Origin of the sequence: Ursidibacter arcticus, from assembly GCF_009761375.1 — a bacterium.
GTDB classification, from domain to species: domain Bacteria; phylum Pseudomonadota; class Gammaproteobacteria; order Enterobacterales; family Pasteurellaceae; genus Ursidibacter; species Ursidibacter arcticus.
Genome location: NZ_LEKM01000103.1, coordinates 1 through 15,813 on the forward strand (window position 1 = coordinate 1; position 15,813 = coordinate 15,813).

Below are 15,813 nucleotides of genomic sequence, written 5' to 3' on the forward strand. Positions count from 1 at the left end.
CGATGTTATCAGGTTGTACCATCAATACAGTGCCATTATGGTGGGGGTAGAAACGGTATTAGCAGACGATCCATTATTAAATTGTCGTATTGAGAATGCCAAACAACCTATTCGAATTATTTGTGATAGCCAGCTCCGTACACCTATTCAGAGTAAATTAGTTCAAACTGCCAAACAATATCGAACCATTATAGCTACGGTAAATAGTGATGAAAATCAACATCTTGCTTACCAAGCCTTTGGTGTAGAGATGTTAGTGACCAAATCAGATAACAAGCGGGTTGATTTAAACGATCTTTTGCAAAAATTAGGCAAGCAAGGGATTGATAGTTTATTACTTGAAGGCGGCTCACAACTTAATTTTAGCTTTGTAGAAAAAGGCTTAATTAACCGAGTGCATTGCTATATTGCACCTAAACTACTGGGTGGTATCACAGCTAAAACACCTGTTGGTGGAACAGGCATTCCGCAATTAGCCCAAGCACTTAAATTGAAAACGCCCCAAATTGAAATCATAGGGCAAGATGTATTATTAGATTTTGAGATAGAAAACTAATGTTTACAGGAATTATTGAAGAAATTGGCGAGATTATCTCAATACGCAAGCAAGGTGATTTTGCACAACTTGCTATTCGTGCCAACCATATTTTACAAGATGTCAAACTCGGCGATAGTATTGCTGTAAATGGAGTTTGCTTAACCGTAACCCAATTTAGCCCGAGTCATTTTTGTGCTGATGTGATGTCTGAAACCCTCGCTCGAACCACTCTAGGTGAATTACAAGCGAATAGTGCAGTAAATTTAGAGCGAGCAATGTCAGCGAATGGACGTTTTGGCGGGCATATTGTTTCTGGTCATATTGACGGTATTGGGAAAATCATCGCCATTACCCCAGCCAATAACTCAGTTTGGTTTAAAATTCAGACCACGCCCGCTATTATGCGTTACATCATTCAAAAAGGCTCAATTACTATTGATGGTATTAGTTTAACTGTCGTGGATTGTGAGCAAGATTATTTTAGTGTATCTATTATTCCTCACACGCTTTCAGAAACGATCTTAGGCATAAAAAAAGTCGGGCAAAAAGTGAATTTAGAGAATGATGTGATCGGCAAATATGTAGAAAAACTTTTGCAGCCTGCATCAAGCTCACCAAGTAGCACAATTACAGAAGAATTTTTAAGGAAAGTAGGATTTTAACAATGTTTCAGTTTTCAACTGTCGAACAAGCCCTTGAAGCATTACGCCAAGGCAAAATTATTTTGGTCTCTGACGATGAAGATCGTGAGAATGAAGGGGATTTTATCTGTGCAGCGGAATTTGCTACACCAGAAAATATCAACTTTATGGCAACTTATGGGAAAGGCTTAATCTGTATGCCGATTTCCCCTGATTTAGCCGATAAACTCTTATTATCACCAATGGTGGTAGAAAATAGTGATAACCATCAGACCGCGTTTACCGTTTCTATCGATCATATTGAAACTACGACGGGTATTTCTGCCTTAGAACGCTCACTCACAGCATTAAAAGTGATTGATGAAAATGCCAAAGCCAGTGATTTCCGCCGCCCTGGACATATGTTTCCACTTGTGGCTAAACAAGGTGGCGTATTAGTTCGTAATGGACACACAGAAGCAACGGTCGATCTCGCACGTCTTGCAGGGTTAAAACCTGCGGGATTATGTTGTGAGATTATGGCAGAAGATGGCACTATGATGCAGATGCCAGAATTACAAGCCTTTGCAACAAAACATCAAATGCCATTTATCACTATTGCACAATTACAGGCTTATCGTAGAGAGAAAGATCGTCTTGTTGAAGCGGTTTCTATCGTTAAAATGCCAACAAAATATGGTGAATTTACTGCACATAGTTTTGTTGAAACTTTAACAGGTAAAGAACACGTTGCCTTAGTTAAAGGCGATATTGGTAACGGTGAAGATGTATTGTGTCGTATTCATTCCGAATGTTTAACAGGCGATGCTTTTGGCTCTCAACGTTGCGATTGTGGACAACAATTTGCTGCAGCAATGACACAAATTGAGAAAGAAGGGCGTGGTGTATTACTTTACTTACGCCAAGAAGGGCGTGGTATTGGTTTAATCAATAAACTTCGAGCCTATGAATTACAAGATAAAGGAATGGATACCGTAGAAGCGAACTTAGCGTTAGGCTTTGGCGATGATGAACGTGAATATGATATTGGTGCACAAATGTTTCGTCATTTAGGCATTAAAACTATCCGCTTGCTGACGAATAATCCAGCTAAAATTGAAGGTTTGCAACAACTTGGCTTAACGATTACGGCAAGAGAGCCGATACAAGTTGAGCCAAATCAGCACGACTTAGACTATCTCAAAGTAAAGCAACAAAAAATGCGTCACTTATTTAATTTCAACTAATTTAACCAACATAGAGGATATAAAAATGGCAAAAATTGAAGGAAACTTGGTTGCCACAGGTTTAAAATTCGGCATCGTATGCGGTCGTTTCAATGATTTTATCAATGATAAGTTACTCAGTGGTGCAACAGATACATTGCTACGTCACGGTGCATCAGCAGAAGATATTGACACTGCTTGGGTTCCTGGTGCATTTGAAATTCCCCTTGTCGCAAAGAAAATGGCGGAAAGTGGACGCTATGATGCGATCATTTGTATCGGCACAGTGATTCGTGGCTCAACGACTCATTATGATTATGTGTGCAATGAAGCAGCTAAAGGGATTGGTGCTATTACATTACAAACAGGTATCCCTGTAATGTTTGGTGTATTAACTACCGAAAATATTGAACAAGCTATTGAACGGGCAGGCACTAAAGCGGGCAATAAAGGTGCGGAATGTGCTTTAGGAGCAATCGAAATGGCGAATTTATTAAAGCAGATTTAATAAGATTAGGTTCTTTATATAGCCATCAAATTTTAGAATTATGTATGAATGCTAGGAGTTTGTTCTAGCATTTTTATTTGGTGTAGTCAGATTGATCTAACTTTAGAGCCTGAAAAAAACTCTGTAAGGCTTTCGCATTACCATTTTTTGCCATTGATTGTAATGCTTGAGTTGGAACGTGTAACAGCTGATTTGTTAATTTATAACTTAATTCATTTAAGACTTTCTCACTCTCTTGCCCTTGTTGTAGCGCGTTAAGGGCTTTTTCCAACAGCTCCAAACGGATACTTTCGGCACTCTGGCGGTAATGTTTAATTAAATTACTTGATTGTTGCTGTTTTAACCACGCAAAGAAATCTTTCGCTTCTTCACGAACGATCTCTCTAGCTTGTTCTGCTGCTTGCTGGCGTTGAGCAAGGTTTTGCTGAATAATATTTTGCAGATCATCGACACTATAAGCATAAACACCATCAAGCTCCCCTGCTGTTTCGTCAATATCACGCGGTACAGCAATATCAATCAACAACATTGGGTCAAAATGACGGGCTTTTTGGGCTTTTTCTACCATCGCTTGTGTAATGAGTACATCAGGACTACCCGTTGAACTAATTACCACATCTGCTTGGTTTAAACCGAGTTGTAAAGCACTAAGCGAAAGAATTTGCATCGGTGTATTCAGTTTCTCTGCCAACATTTCAGCTCGAATATGGGTTCGATTTGCCACCATAATATTTTTCGCCCCGTGCTGAACTAAATAACGTGCAACAAGCTCAATCGTTTCACCTGCACCGACTAATAAAAAGCGTAGCTGACTAAAACTATCAAAAATTTGACGAGCTAAACCACAAGCCGCATAAGCCACCGATACGGCACTTGCACCAATTTCCGTTTCAGAACGAACACGTTTAGCCGTTGCAAAGGTTTTTTGGAATAAGCGAGAGAGATTTGTTGAAACCGTTTTACCTTGCTTTTGGTAGAAAATTTCACTTTCTTGAAATGCTTGTTTCACTTGTCCGAGAATTTGTGGCTCGCCCAAAATCAATGAATCTAATCCACAAGCCACACTCATCAAATGGCAAGCTGCATCCATATTTTGTTTAAAATAAATACATTGCTGTAATTCTGAATGTTCTAATTGATGAATATCAGCAAACCATTCAAAACATTGCTCTCGCCACGCTAAATTTTCAGGATGATCTTCTTGTGGTGGAACTTCAGGTTGATGAAAATAAAGTTCTGTACGGTTACAAGTAGAAAGAATAACAACACTTTCAGCAAGGTTTCTAGCTTGAATTTGTTCAAAAGCAAGCTGGCGTTTAGGCTCGACAAATGCCACTTTTTCACGCAAGCCGACAGATGCCGTTTTATGATTGATGCCTAGTGCTAAAATTGTCATTGCTACCCACAGGAAAATAAAAAGTAAAAGCGTTGTTGCTTAAATGTAAAGGTGGCTATTCTAATCAATCGGCTATATTGGTGCAAATAATTGTCTTGATAGGTTTGATTTATAACAAATGTTACCAACCCAAATGGTTAAATAAGCGGTCCGATCAGCTGAAAATTTTACAAAAAGCGAAAATAAGCAAAACTTTGGAGCGAATTAGGGCTATAATACTCCGTAATTTCTATTCGGGGTTTTCAGGAGCGTTTCTATGGTTGCGATTCGTCATTCTCATCTACTTGATCCAAATAATTTTGAGTTGGCTAGCTGGAGTGCTGGGTTGCAAATGTCGCCGATCACCTTTGAAGAATTGCTGATTGCGTGGCGATATGCTCAAGAAAAATTAGATACCGAACAATTCCATTTGATGTGGTATGGAATTGAGATGGTAGAAATTCTACATAGCTTAAATATGGACGATGATAGCTTAGTCGCTGCCTTACTTTTCCCGCTTGTTAAACACAATATTGTCGATCTCGCTCAAGTAAAGGAAGATTTCAGCAATGCAGTCAAAAATCTAGTTAAAGGCGTATTGGAAATGGATAACATTCGCCAGCTCAATGCAAGCCACGCCTCCGACGTTCAAATTGATAACATTCGCCGAATGTTACTTGCAATGGTAGATGATTTCCGCTGTGTTGTCATTAAACTTGCCGAACGTATTGTCTTCTTGCGTGATGTTGATCGCCGTAGCGAAGAAGATTTAGTTTTAGCTGCAAAAGAGTGCTCACACATTTATGCCCCTCTTGCTAATCGTTTAGGGATAGGACAGTTAAAATGGGAGCTAGAAGATTATTGTTTCCGAGCCTTACACCCACAGACTTATCGCCAAATTGCCAAGTATGATCTTGCTGAACGCCGTTTAGATCGAGAACAGTATATTGCAAAATTTGTCGCGGATCTCACCGCTTCACTACACGAAGAATTAACTGAAGTTCAGGTTTATGGGCGTCCTAAACACATTTATAGCATCTGGAAGAAGATGCAGAAAAAGAATTTAAAATTCAATCAGTTATTTGATATTCGAGCAGTACGGATTATTGTTCCAACCCTTGAAGATTGCTACACCGCCTTAGGCATTGTTCATACACAGTACAAACACTTACCTGAGCATTTTGATGATTATATTTCAAACCCTAAACCTAATGGCTACCAATCGTTACATACTGTGGTGCTAGGCGATGGTGATAAAGCGATTGAAGTCCAAATTCGTACACAAAAAATGCACGATGATGCAGAGCTAGGCGTTGCTGCTCACTGGAAATATAAAGAAGGAGCTAGTGCAGGTCGAGCAGGTTATGAAGAGAAAATTGTCTGGTTGCGTAAACTATTAGACTGGCAGAAAGATATTGCCGATGCCGGTGATGTAGTTGATGAAATGCGTTCTCAAGTCTTTGATGATCGTGTGTATGTCTTTACACCAAAAGGGGAAGTCGTTGATTTACCGAAAGGGGCAACGCCTCTTGATTTTGCCTACTCAATCCATAGCGAAATCGGTCATCGTTGTATTGGGGCAAAAGTTGCAGGACGGATTGTGCCATTTACCTACTTATTACAAATGGGCGATCAAGTTGAGATCATCACACAGAAAAATCCAAACCCAAGCCGAGATTGGCTTAATCCAAACCAAGGCTTTGTGAACACGCCACGAGCAAGATCCAAAATTATTGCTTGGTTTAAAAAACTGGATAGAGAAAAAAATATACCGCTAGGCAAAGATGCTTTAGAAGCAGAAATGGCGAAATTCGGTTTTACCCAAAAACAGATCGAAGAATATGCTCTACCACGCTATAACTTAAAACAGGTTGATGATCTCTATGCGGGTATTGGTGGCGGAGATATTCGCTTAAATACGCTAATGCACTATTTGCAGAGTAAGTTGATAAAAACAACGGCGGAACAAGCTGATGAAGCGATCTTAAAACAAGTAGCTCACAAAGCCCAAAATAGCCAACCAAAGCAAAGTAAGAATGGATTTGTTGTGGTTGAAGGTGTCGGTAACCTAATGCACCATATCGCACGTTGTTGCCAGCCTATTCCTGGCGATGAAATTGTTGGCTACATTACGCAAGGACGGGGAATTTCTATTCACCGCATTGATTGTGAGCAACTGTATGAATTACAAAGTAGTAATCCAGAGCGTGTAGTCGATGCCGAATGGGGCGAAACCTACTCATCTGGTTTTAGCTTAATTATTCGAGTGATTGCAAATGATCGAAATGGTTTACTGCGAGATGTTAGCGGTATTATGGCAAACGAAAAAGTGAATGTATTAGGCGTGTCAAGCCGTACAGATACCAAACGTAGCATTGCAACCATTGATATCGAAGTAGAGTTAAACAACATTCAAATGCTAAGTAAACTGTTAGCTCGAATTGTACAACTCGATGATGTACTTGAAGCGAAAAGGCTATCGAATTAAACGGGAATATTTTAGTAAAAATATTGCCAAATCTAACCGCTTGTAGTTTGAAATTTTAAAAGGAATAAGATGAAACAACTCGTAATTTTAGGTTCTACGGGGTCGATTGGTTTAAGTACCTTATCTGTCGTAGAGCATAATCCTGAACAATATCAGATTTTTGCTCTAGTTGGTGGGCGTAATGTTGCCTTAATGACCGAGCAATGTGAGAAATATCAACCTCGTTTTGCTGCTCTTGATGATGAAAATTCAGCAAAGCAATTAGCCGATAATTTAAAACAAAGAAATTGTAAAACAGAAGTTTTAGCAGGGCAAAAAGCCATTTGTGAATTAGCAGCTCACACTGATGTTGATATGGTAATGGCAGCTATCGTTGGTGCAGCAGGTTTATTACCAACTTTATCTGCAGTACAAGCAGGGAAACAGGTACTGCTCGCAAACAAAGAATCTTTAGTCACTTGTGGGCAAATATTTATTGATGAAGCGAAAAAATCAGGGGCAAAATTACTCCCTGTGGATAGCGAACATAATGCGATTTTCCAATCTCTCCCGCCAGAAGCTCAACAACAAATTGGGTTTTGTCCATTAGCAGAATTAGGGATTAGCAAGATTATTTTAACAGGATCTGGTGGACCATTCCGTACGAAGCCTTTAACAGAATTTTCAACGATTACACCTGCTCAAGCGGTTGCTCACCCCAATTGGTCTATGGGGAGAAAAATCTCTGTGGATTCCGCCACAATGATGAATAAAGGATTGGAGTATATTGAAGCACGTTGGTTATTTAATGCCACAGCAGATGAGATGGAAATTATTATCCACCCGCAATCGATTATTCATTCAATGGTTCGCTATGTCGATGGTAGCGTAATTGCTCAAATGGGTAACCCCGATATGCGAACGCCAATCGCACACACAATGGCGTATCCAAACCGCATTTACGCTGGAGTGGAGCCTTTAGATTTCTTTAAAATTAAAGAATTAACCTTTATTGAACCTGATTTCCAACGTTATCCTAATTTAAAATTAGCCATTGATGCTTTTGCCGAAGGACAATATGCAACAACAGCAATGAATGCAGCAAATGAAATTGCAGTTGAAGCATTTTTAAATGAGCAGATTCGTTTTACTGATATTGTCGATATCAATCGTAGCGTTGTGGAAAATATTGCTCCAATTAAAGTTCAACAAATTGCAGATGTGTTACATATAGATAAACTCGCCCGTGAGCTTGCACATCAAGCAGTACTCCAACACTAACTAATAAGCGGTTTGATTTTTAGATTTTTTTGCAAAAATCTTTGATAATCAAACCGCTTGTTTATTATCAAAACGAACTAATCTTCTCGTCAGCAGTAAACTTAACTTATCTACGATATTCCTTTATTATCTCATTTGGTTTTATAACATTACGATTCGTTCTAAATATTCATTACTTTTTATAACTAAAAGTAACAAAAGCTATTTAAAATAAGCACATATTTTATGGATAGCACTTGAAGAATCGATCTCAACACGATGCTTATAAGGTGGAAAATATGAAATACCAATGGATTTTATTTGATGCGGATGAAACGCTGTTTTCGTTCAACTCATTTTTAGGGTTAAAAGTAATGATGGAACGCTATGGCGTACCATTTAATGAACAAGATTATGAGCAGTTTCAAGCGGTTAATAAACCACTTTGGGTTGCTTATCAAAATAAAGAGATCACCGCACAAGATTTACAGCGGATTCGTTTTGAAAAAATAGCACAGCAAACAGGGCAAGAGCCATTGGCATTAAACCAAGAACTAATGGCAGAAATGGCATTGTTAAGCCAGCCTTTAGAAAATGTAAAGGAAATGCTAGATAGCTTATTTGGTAAAGTAAAAATGGCGATCATTACCAATGGCTTTCACGCTTTACAACAGAAACGCTTAGAGAATACGGCATTGAATAAATATTTTGATTTAGTCGTGGTATCTGAAACTGTTGGGGTAGCTAAACCCGCACCACAAATTTTTGAAGCTGCTTTTGCACAAATGGGAAATGTCGATAAACAGACTATTCTAATGGTTGGCGACACACTATCTTCTGATGTACAAGGCGGAATTAATGTAGGAATTGATACCTGTTGGTTTAATCCAACACAACAGCCGAATGAAACAACGATTCAACCAACCTATGAAATCGCATCTATTCTTGACTTAGTTAAGATTGTAAGCGGTTAGATTTAATGAAAATTTTACGGAAGTGAGCTGATTATGAAACTACAACAACTACGTTATATTGTCGAAATTGTAAACCAAAATCTCAATATTACTGAGGCAGCAGAAGTGCTTTATACTTCTCAGCCAGGGATTAGTAAACAAGTACGTTTACTTGAAAGTGAGCTTGGGATCAACATTTTTGAGCGAAATGGCAAGCATATTAAAGGACTAACACCAGCAGGTGAAAAAATTGTAGCAATCTCTCGTGAGTTATTAGTAAAGGCTCAAAGTATTAAATCGGTCGCAGAAGAACAAACTCGTCCAAATCGTGGGGTCTTGCGTATTGCAACAACTAATACACAGGCTCGTTATATGTTGCCTGATGTGATTGAGAAATTTAAAGCGAAATATCCTGAAGTTAGCTTACATCTACATCAAGGCTCTCCAAATCAAATTTATGATGCGTTAATGGCAGGGGAAGTGGATCTTGCTATTACCACCGAAGCACAATATCTCTTTGACAATGCGATATTATTACCTTGTTATTTATGGAACCGTTCAGTCATTGTAAAACCTGATCACCCTTTAGCACAATTAGTGAAACAAAATCAGAAATTAACGGTCGAAGAACTCGGTAAATATGATTTAATTACCTATACTTTTGGTTTTACAGGTCGCTCCGATCTCGATCACGCCTTCAATAAAGTGGGTATATTGCCCAATATTGTATTTACCGCAACCGATGCAGATGTGATTAAAACCTATGTTCGCTTGGGACTAGGTATTGGTATAATGGCATCTATGGCATATACGCAATATGATAAAGACTTGGTTGCAATTGATGCAAGCCATCTGTTCCAATCAAGTATGACGCAAATTGCGTTTAAGCGTGGAATGTTCTTGCGTAATTATATGTATGATTTTATTAGCTATTTTTCGCCACATTTAACGAAGATGAAGGTGGAAGAGGCTGAGCAGTTGCGAGACAACAATGCGATTTTACGCTTGTTTGAAAGCACAAATTTAGAGGAAAAATAATGAAATTATTAAATAAGTGTGCGGTATTAGCGTTCAGCTTTTTAGGGTTAAGTGCCAATCTTTTCGCAGAAAATTTTAATCTGAAATATAGCTCGAATTATTTAATGCCCGCTTATGTTCATTTCAAAAATGATGGCAAAAATTATTCGATTCAATCAAAGATAAATGTGCCTTTATATAATATTGTATTTAGTGCAAAAGGTTATGAGAGTAACCAACAATTTCAGATGCTGAGTTATCGAGATTCTCGCAATGGTAAAACTTATGCGATGGCTGAATTGGATTCAAGCACTATTCAGTATGGTAAGGTAAAAGAACCATTGAAAAAAGAATCCTTAACCTTACCAACATTTGATTTATTTACGTTAGCTTTCCAATTAAGTTACTACGATAAATTGCCAAATAGTTTTCAAACAACAAACGGTAAAAAATTATATCCCTCAGAAAATGTAGCACTAAATAAATCGCAAAAAAGTGTCAAAGTAAAAGGGAATAGCTATGAAGAAATTACCTATCGATTTAAAACAGGTGATAAATATATTACTGTGAAAAAATATGTAGGTGAAAAGTTCCCTCGCTATATTTCATATAGCCGAGATGGTGATAACTATGAATTAAAGTTTGATAGCTTTGTTGAATAGTTAGGATATATTGGTTTTTTACTTATACTAAAAAGCGGTCAGATAGGTAAATTTTTTACTAATCTGACCGCTTTCTTTTTTGCGTTTATCAATAACGTTTCTTAATTGAATTAAGGGCTACTAAACCTTTATCACAACTTTTTTGTTGAGTGGGAATATCTAATTTAACGATTTGCTGCTTAGAGGATTGTAGTTTTTCCTTTAATTTCTTTACTTGAGAAGTATGAGTACCTGGTTGCTTTTCTGCTTCTGCGATAAGTTTATCTCCTTCGCTAAACAGTTTTTGGCATTGTTGTGCTAGTTGGTTACTAGGTGCTACTTTTGCCATTGATAAAGAAGATGTTTTTACTTCAGATGCTAAAGCTGTCTCTGCAAGAATAACTGTACTTAGTAAAATTAATAGCTTTTTCATACAAAATACCTAAAAATAATGATTTGCGAATCCTATCAAAGAAAATCATTTTAGTCACATATTTATTCTTCTTTTTTGTAAAATTTTTCGCTATACCCAATAACTTTTAAAGAAAAATCCGTAGATTGATTTATATCAATAAAGATTAAATAAACGTTAATAAAAGTTAAATTTTAAGCTGAAAATGTGAATTATGTAATAGTTTTGCTATTTTTAATTCCAATGTTTACGAGTAAAATGTAATATCGACAATCTAGATAAAAATAAGTTATAAGCTATTTTTTATTCAGGTCAATTTTATGGGTGATTACTTGTATTTTGTAGTCAATAATTCAGATTCATATAGACAAAGAGGTTTGAGATGTTAGACGTTGTTGAACTCTCGCGATTGCAGTTTGCTTTAACTGCTCTCTATCACTTCTTATTTGTACCTTTAACGTTGGGGCTTTCTTTCGTACTTGTTGTGATGGAAACACTTTATGTTACTACGGGCAAAGAAGTGTATAAAGATATGACAAAATTCTGGGGTAAATTATTTGGTATTAACTTTGCTCTAGGGGTAACAACTGGTATCACAATGGAATTCCAATTTGGTACTAACTGGTCATATTATTCTCACTATGTAGGTGATATTTTTGGTGCTCCATTAGCTATTGAAGGTTTAATGGCGTTCTTCTTAGAATCTACATTTATTGGTCTTTTCTTTTTTGGTTGGGATCGTTTATCTAAAGGTAAACATTTGATCGCAACTTATGCGGTTGCATTTGGTTCTAACTTCTCTGCATTGTGGATTTTAGTTGCAAACGGTTGGATGCAAAACCCAGTAGGTTCAGAGTTTAACTTTGAAACTATGCGTATGGAAATGGTAAGTTTCTCTGAGTTACTCCTTAACCCAGTTACTCAATCTAAGTTCTTACATACTGTTTCTGCTGGTTATGTATGTGGTGCAATTTTTGTATTAGGTATCAGTGCTTACTATATCTTAAAAGGTCGTGATTTAGGATTCGCACGCCGTTCATTCTCTGTGGGAGCTAGTTTTGGTTTAATTGCTATCATTTCTGTATTAGTAATGGGTGATGAATCTGGTTATGAAATTGGTAAAGCACAGCCAGTAAAATTAGCTGCGATGGAAGGGGAGTTTGAAACCCACCCTGCACCAGCACCTTGGAATGTTGTGGTATTACCTAATACAGCAGAGATGAAAAACGAATTTGCAATTTCTATCCCTTATGCTGCTGGTATTATCGCTACACGTTCTTTAGACACTGAAATCACAGGTTTAAAAGATTTAAAAGCACGTAATGAACAGCGAGTTCGTAATGGTATTGTTGCTTATGCGTTATTAGAAAAATTACGTTCAGGTAACTATACAGCAGAAGAAAAAGAAGCGTTTAAAGCGGTTCAACCTGATTTAGGCTTTGGTTTATTACTCAAACCTTATACCGATAAAGTGGTTGATGCAACTGAGGAACAAATTAAGCAAGCTGCGGCAGATACAATTCCTAATGTTGGTCCAACATTCTGGTCATTCCGTATTATGATGGCTGCAGGTGGTTTAATGTTACTTCTTATTATCGCTGCGTTTGTACAAAACGTTCGTGGTACAGTGGGTACAAAACCAATCCTACTTAAAGCACTATTATGGGGATTACCATTACCGTGGATCGCAATCGAAAGTGGTTGGTTCTTAGCAGAATACGGTCGTCAACCTTGGGCAATTTATGAAGTATTACCAACAGGTGTGGCAAATTCAGCATTGACTACAACAGATTTATGGATCTCAATTGGTCTAATCTGTGGTTTATACACACTGTTCCTTGTGGTAGAGATGTATTTAATGTTCAAATATGGTCGCTTAGGACCAAGTGCATTAAAAACGGGTCGTTATTATTTCGAACAATCTACTAACAAGTAGGAGATTAAGATATGTTAGATTATGAAGTTCTACGATTTATTTGGTGGATTTTAATCGGTGTTCTATTGATTGGTTTTGCGATTACTGATGGCTTCGATATGGGGGTATTAACCTTATTACCTGTTGCAGGAAAAAGTAATGTAGAACGCCGAGTAATGATCAACTCAATTGCACCGCACTGGGATGGTAACCAAGTTTGGTTATTAACAGCGGGTGGTGCAATCTTTGCTGCGTGGCCAACTGTTTATGCGACATCATTCTCAGGGTTCTATTTAGCAATGATCCTTGTACTAGCAGCATTATTTTTCAGACCAGTAGGTTTTGAATATCGTGCAAAAATTGATGATGCTAGATGGCGTAATGCTTGGGACTGGGGACTATTTGTTGGTGGTTTTGTGCCATCACTTATCTTCGGTGTAGCATTCGGTAATTTATTGCAAGGTGTTCCATTTGAATTTAACGAGTTAAATCAAGTGAAATATACAGGTTCGTTCTTTGGTTTATTAAATCCATTTGCATTGTTATGTGGTGTTGTAAGTTTAATGATGCTTACTACACAAGGTGCAACTTGGTTACAAATGAAGACCACAGGTGAATTACGCAATCGAGTAAGAACGATAGCTCAAGTAACAGCATTAGCTACTTTAGGTGCATTCATTCTGGCTGGTGTATGGATTTATTTCAAAGATGGTTTTGTTGTAACAAGTACTTTAGATCATACCGCTCAGTCTGTATTTACAACTAAATCAGTTGCAGTGGAAGCGGGTGCTTGGTTCAGAAATTATGCAGAAATGCCAGTACTTTGGGTAATTCCTGCGTTGGGTGTAGTGGGTGCATTGCTAACAGTTGTTGCTTCTAAAGCAAATAATTCTGGTTTGGCATTCTTTGCATCATCAATTATGTTAGTAGGAATTATTTTAACAGCAGGCGTTTCAATGTTCCCATTTGTTATGCCATCAATTTCTCACCCAGAAATGAGTTTAACAATGTGGGATGCAACAGCGAGCCATAATACATTAAATGTTATGTTCATCGTTGCGTGTATTTTCGTTCCGATTGTTTTATCTTACACAATCTGGAGCTACATTAAAATGTACGGACGTCTTGATGTTAAATTCATTGAGAAAAATAGTGCAAGTTTATACTAAGGAGAACCAAATATGTTTTATGTAACTTGGGTATTAGGTGTTTTACTTGCTATTCTATTTGCGACAGTGGTTACGATTAGCATTGAAAAGACAGGTAAATTTGACGAATAATGATCGATTTATTCTATAACATTACAAGAAAGGGCTGGCTAAAAGCCCTTTCTTTTATCCTAGCAACAGCAATGTTTGCATCAATTTTATTAAATGCAAATACGTTTGCGATGTATTTTGGTGGGCGTATTCCTTATTTGGCTATTCTTGTCTTCTATGGAATGGCTATTTTATGGATCCACGGAATTGGATTTGAGATCAAATCCAGCTTTTTTAAAGCTATTTTCCTACCCATTATTGGCTATTTGATTGTTTTACCATCACTTCTTTACATTGCTTTAAACTAAAAAGGCTATTTCACTCAAGCTCTAACATTTTTACTCATCGAAAGTGGAAAGAGCTTGCACAACAAATTTTCTCTCTCTAAAATAGGCAAAAATTTGCGCCTAGTTTTTGGGCGTTTTTCATTTGCACAATAGGATTGCTCAATGAATTTTCCTATTCGAATATATTATGAAAATACTGATGCTGGTGGTGTTGTTTATCACGCTCAGTATTTAAATTTTTTTGAGCGAGCTAGAACCGAATTTTTACGCTCTTTATCTTTTTCACAAGAAAATTTATTGAGAGATAAAATTGCCTTTGTAGTTAAGAAAATTGAGATTGATTATAAAGTGCCAGCTCGTTTAGATGATTTACTCAATGTTGAAACAACGATTATTGACATCAAAAAGGCGTCAATTTTATTTCAACAAAAACTGTTGAAAGATAACCTTTGTTTAAGTGAAGCGAGAGTGTTAGTTGCTTGCGTGGACTTAAATAGAATGAAACCTATCGCAGTTCCTCAGGAAATTTATCAAGCAATGCAACAAGCGGTTTGATAAGTTAAAAGTTTTACAAATTCGGAGTTTGATTAAATGGCAACTGAATTTAATTTAGTTTCATTATTTTTAGAAGCAAGTATTGTGGTAAAAGTGGTAATGTTTATCCTAATTGCTTTTTCTATTTTATCTTGGGCTGTGATTATTCAGCGTAGCAAAGTACTTGCGAGAGCAAAAAAAGATTCTTTAGCATTTGAAGATCGTTTCTGGTCTGGTGAAGATCTTCATCGTTTACACGAAGGTTTAGAACATCGCCGTGATGGTTTAAGCGGTGCAGAACAAATTTTTTATGTTGGTTTTAAAGAATTTAACCGTTTACAACAGGCTAATCCTGATGCTCCAGAATCGACTATTCAAGGGTCAAGCCGAGCGATGAACTTAGCATTAAATCGTGAGTTGGAAGAAGTTGAAAATTACATTCCGTTTTTAGGTACAGTCGGTTCAATTAGCCCATATATCGGTTTATTTGGTACTGTTTGGGGGATTATGCACTCATTTATGGGATTAAGTGCGGTGAAACAGGCTACATTACAATCGGTTGCCCCAGGTATTGCAGAAGCGTTAATTGCTACGGCGATTGGTCTATTTGCAGCAATCCCTGCGGTAATGGCGTATAACAGATTGAGCCTACAAGTTTCAAAACTTGAGCAGAATTATGTGAATTTCATTGATGAATTTACAACTATCTTACACCGTCAAGCATTTGCTAAAAAATAAATTGCAAGTTTTAGTATAAAACTGCAGATTGATGACAAACTCTAATTTGTTGTATCCAATTAA

General features: G+C 37.2%; 17 protein-coding genes. 15 read left to right on the forward strand and 2 right to left on the reverse strand.

Annotated elements, in window-relative coordinates; all coding sequences use genetic code 11:
* From A1D25_RS02035 to ribH, 4 genes are all read left to right on the forward strand, one after another.
* Positions 1-556 (forward strand): RibD family protein (locus tag A1D25_RS02035; protein ID WP_162853263.1); only part of this gene is annotated, 556 nt, incomplete at its 5' end.
* Positions 556-1,200, forward strand: a complete 645-nt coding sequence (ribE, locus tag A1D25_RS02040) for a riboflavin synthase (protein WP_157394045.1) — start codon at positions 556-558, stop codon at positions 1,198-1,200. The genes A1D25_RS02035 and ribE, both read left to right, overlap by 1 nt.
* A gap of 2 nt (positions 1,201-1,202) precedes the next feature.
* The gene (locus A1D25_RS02045) at positions 1,203-2,405 is read left to right on the forward strand and encodes a bifunctional 3,4-dihydroxy-2-butanone-4-phosphate synthase/GTP cyclohydrolase II (protein WP_157394046.1); all 1,203 of its coding nucleotides are present in this window, start codon (positions 1,203-1,205) and stop codon (positions 2,403-2,405) included.
* Between the two features lie 25 nt (positions 2,406-2,430).
* Positions 2,431-2,892, forward strand: a complete 462-nt coding sequence (ribH, locus tag A1D25_RS02050) for a 6,7-dimethyl-8-ribityllumazine synthase (RefSeq protein WP_157394047.1) — start codon at positions 2,431-2,433, stop codon at positions 2,890-2,892.
* Between the two features lie 73 nt (positions 2,893-2,965).
* Here ribH and hemA read toward each other — a convergent pair whose 3' ends face one another.
* On the reverse strand, positions 2,966-4,288 hold the full coding sequence (gene hemA / locus A1D25_RS02055; protein WP_157394048.1) for a glutamyl-tRNA reductase: 1,323 nt from the start codon (positions 4,286-4,288) through the stop codon (positions 2,966-2,968).
* 256 nt (positions 4,289-4,544) lie between these two features.
* On the opposite strand from hemA, the gene relA reads away from it, so the two are divergent.
* From relA to A1D25_RS02080, 5 genes are all read left to right on the forward strand, one after another.
* Positions 4,545-6,755 carry a GTP diphosphokinase gene (relA, locus tag A1D25_RS02060; protein WP_157394049.1) on the forward strand — a complete coding sequence of 737 codons (2,211 nt, stop codon included), beginning with the start codon at positions 4,545-4,547 and terminating at the stop codon, positions 6,753-6,755.
* 69 nt (positions 6,756-6,824) lie between these two features.
* Positions 6,825-8,015 (forward strand): 1-deoxy-D-xylulose-5-phosphate reductoisomerase, encoded by a 1,191-nt coding sequence (ispC, locus tag A1D25_RS02065; protein WP_157394050.1) that lies wholly within the window; start codon positions 6,825-6,827, stop codon positions 8,013-8,015.
* A 278-nt stretch (positions 8,016-8,293) separates the two neighbouring features.
* A complete protein-coding gene (yjjG, locus tag A1D25_RS02070; RefSeq protein ID WP_157394051.1) occupies positions 8,294-8,968 on the forward strand; it encodes a pyrimidine 5'-nucleotidase in 675 nt (224 codons plus the stop codon).
* Positions 8,969-9,001: 33 nt separating this feature from the next.
* A complete protein-coding gene (cysB, locus tag A1D25_RS02075) occupies positions 9,002-9,985 on the forward strand; it encodes an HTH-type transcriptional regulator CysB (protein ID WP_157394052.1) in 984 nt (327 codons plus the stop codon).
* Positions 9,985-10,626 (forward strand): hypothetical protein, encoded by a 642-nt coding sequence (locus tag A1D25_RS02080; protein WP_157394053.1) that lies wholly within the window; start codon positions 9,985-9,987, stop codon positions 10,624-10,626. Before cysB ends, A1D25_RS02080 begins: the two co-directional genes overlap by 1 nt.
* An 88-nt stretch (positions 10,627-10,714) precedes the next feature.
* On the opposite strand, the gene A1D25_RS02085 is transcribed toward A1D25_RS02080, so the two are convergent.
* Positions 10,715-11,038 carry a DUF5339 domain-containing protein gene (locus A1D25_RS02085; protein WP_157394054.1) on the reverse strand — a complete coding sequence of 108 codons (324 nt, stop codon included), beginning with the start codon at positions 11,036-11,038 and terminating at the stop codon, positions 10,715-10,717.
* 361 nt (positions 11,039-11,399) lie between these two features.
* On the opposite strand from A1D25_RS02085, the gene A1D25_RS02090 reads away from it, so the two are divergent.
* From A1D25_RS02090 to tolQ, 6 genes are all read left to right on the forward strand, one after another.
* A complete protein-coding gene (locus tag A1D25_RS02090; protein ID WP_157394055.1) occupies positions 11,400-12,953 on the forward strand; it encodes a cytochrome ubiquinol oxidase subunit I in 1,554 nt (517 codons plus the stop codon).
* An 11-nt stretch (positions 12,954-12,964) separates the two neighbouring features.
* The gene (gene cydB, locus A1D25_RS02095) at positions 12,965-14,101 is read left to right on the forward strand and encodes a cytochrome d ubiquinol oxidase subunit II (protein WP_157394056.1); all 1,137 of its coding nucleotides are present in this window, start codon (positions 12,965-12,967) and stop codon (positions 14,099-14,101) included.
* A 12-nt stretch (positions 14,102-14,113) separates the two neighbouring features.
* On the forward strand, positions 14,114-14,212 hold the full coding sequence (locus A1D25_RS02100; RefSeq protein WP_157394057.1) for a CydX/CbdX family cytochrome bd oxidase small subunit: 99 nt from the start codon (positions 14,114-14,116) through the stop codon (positions 14,210-14,212).
* The gene (gene ybgE / locus A1D25_RS02105; RefSeq protein ID WP_157394058.1) at positions 14,212-14,499 is read left to right on the forward strand and encodes a cyd operon protein YbgE; all 288 of its coding nucleotides are present in this window, start codon (positions 14,212-14,214) and stop codon (positions 14,497-14,499) included. Before A1D25_RS02100 ends, ybgE begins: the two co-directional genes overlap by 1 nt.
* A gap of 141 nt (positions 14,500-14,640) precedes the next feature.
* Positions 14,641-15,033: a tol-pal system-associated acyl-CoA thioesterase gene (gene ybgC, locus A1D25_RS02110; RefSeq protein ID WP_157394059.1), complete on the forward strand. Its 393-nt coding sequence runs from the start codon at positions 14,641-14,643 to the stop codon at positions 15,031-15,033.
* A gap of 36 nt (positions 15,034-15,069) precedes the next feature.
* On the forward strand, positions 15,070-15,750 hold the full coding sequence (gene tolQ, locus A1D25_RS02115) for a protein TolQ (protein WP_157394060.1): 681 nt from the start codon (positions 15,070-15,072) through the stop codon (positions 15,748-15,750).
* Positions 15,751-15,813 lie beyond the last annotated feature (63 nt).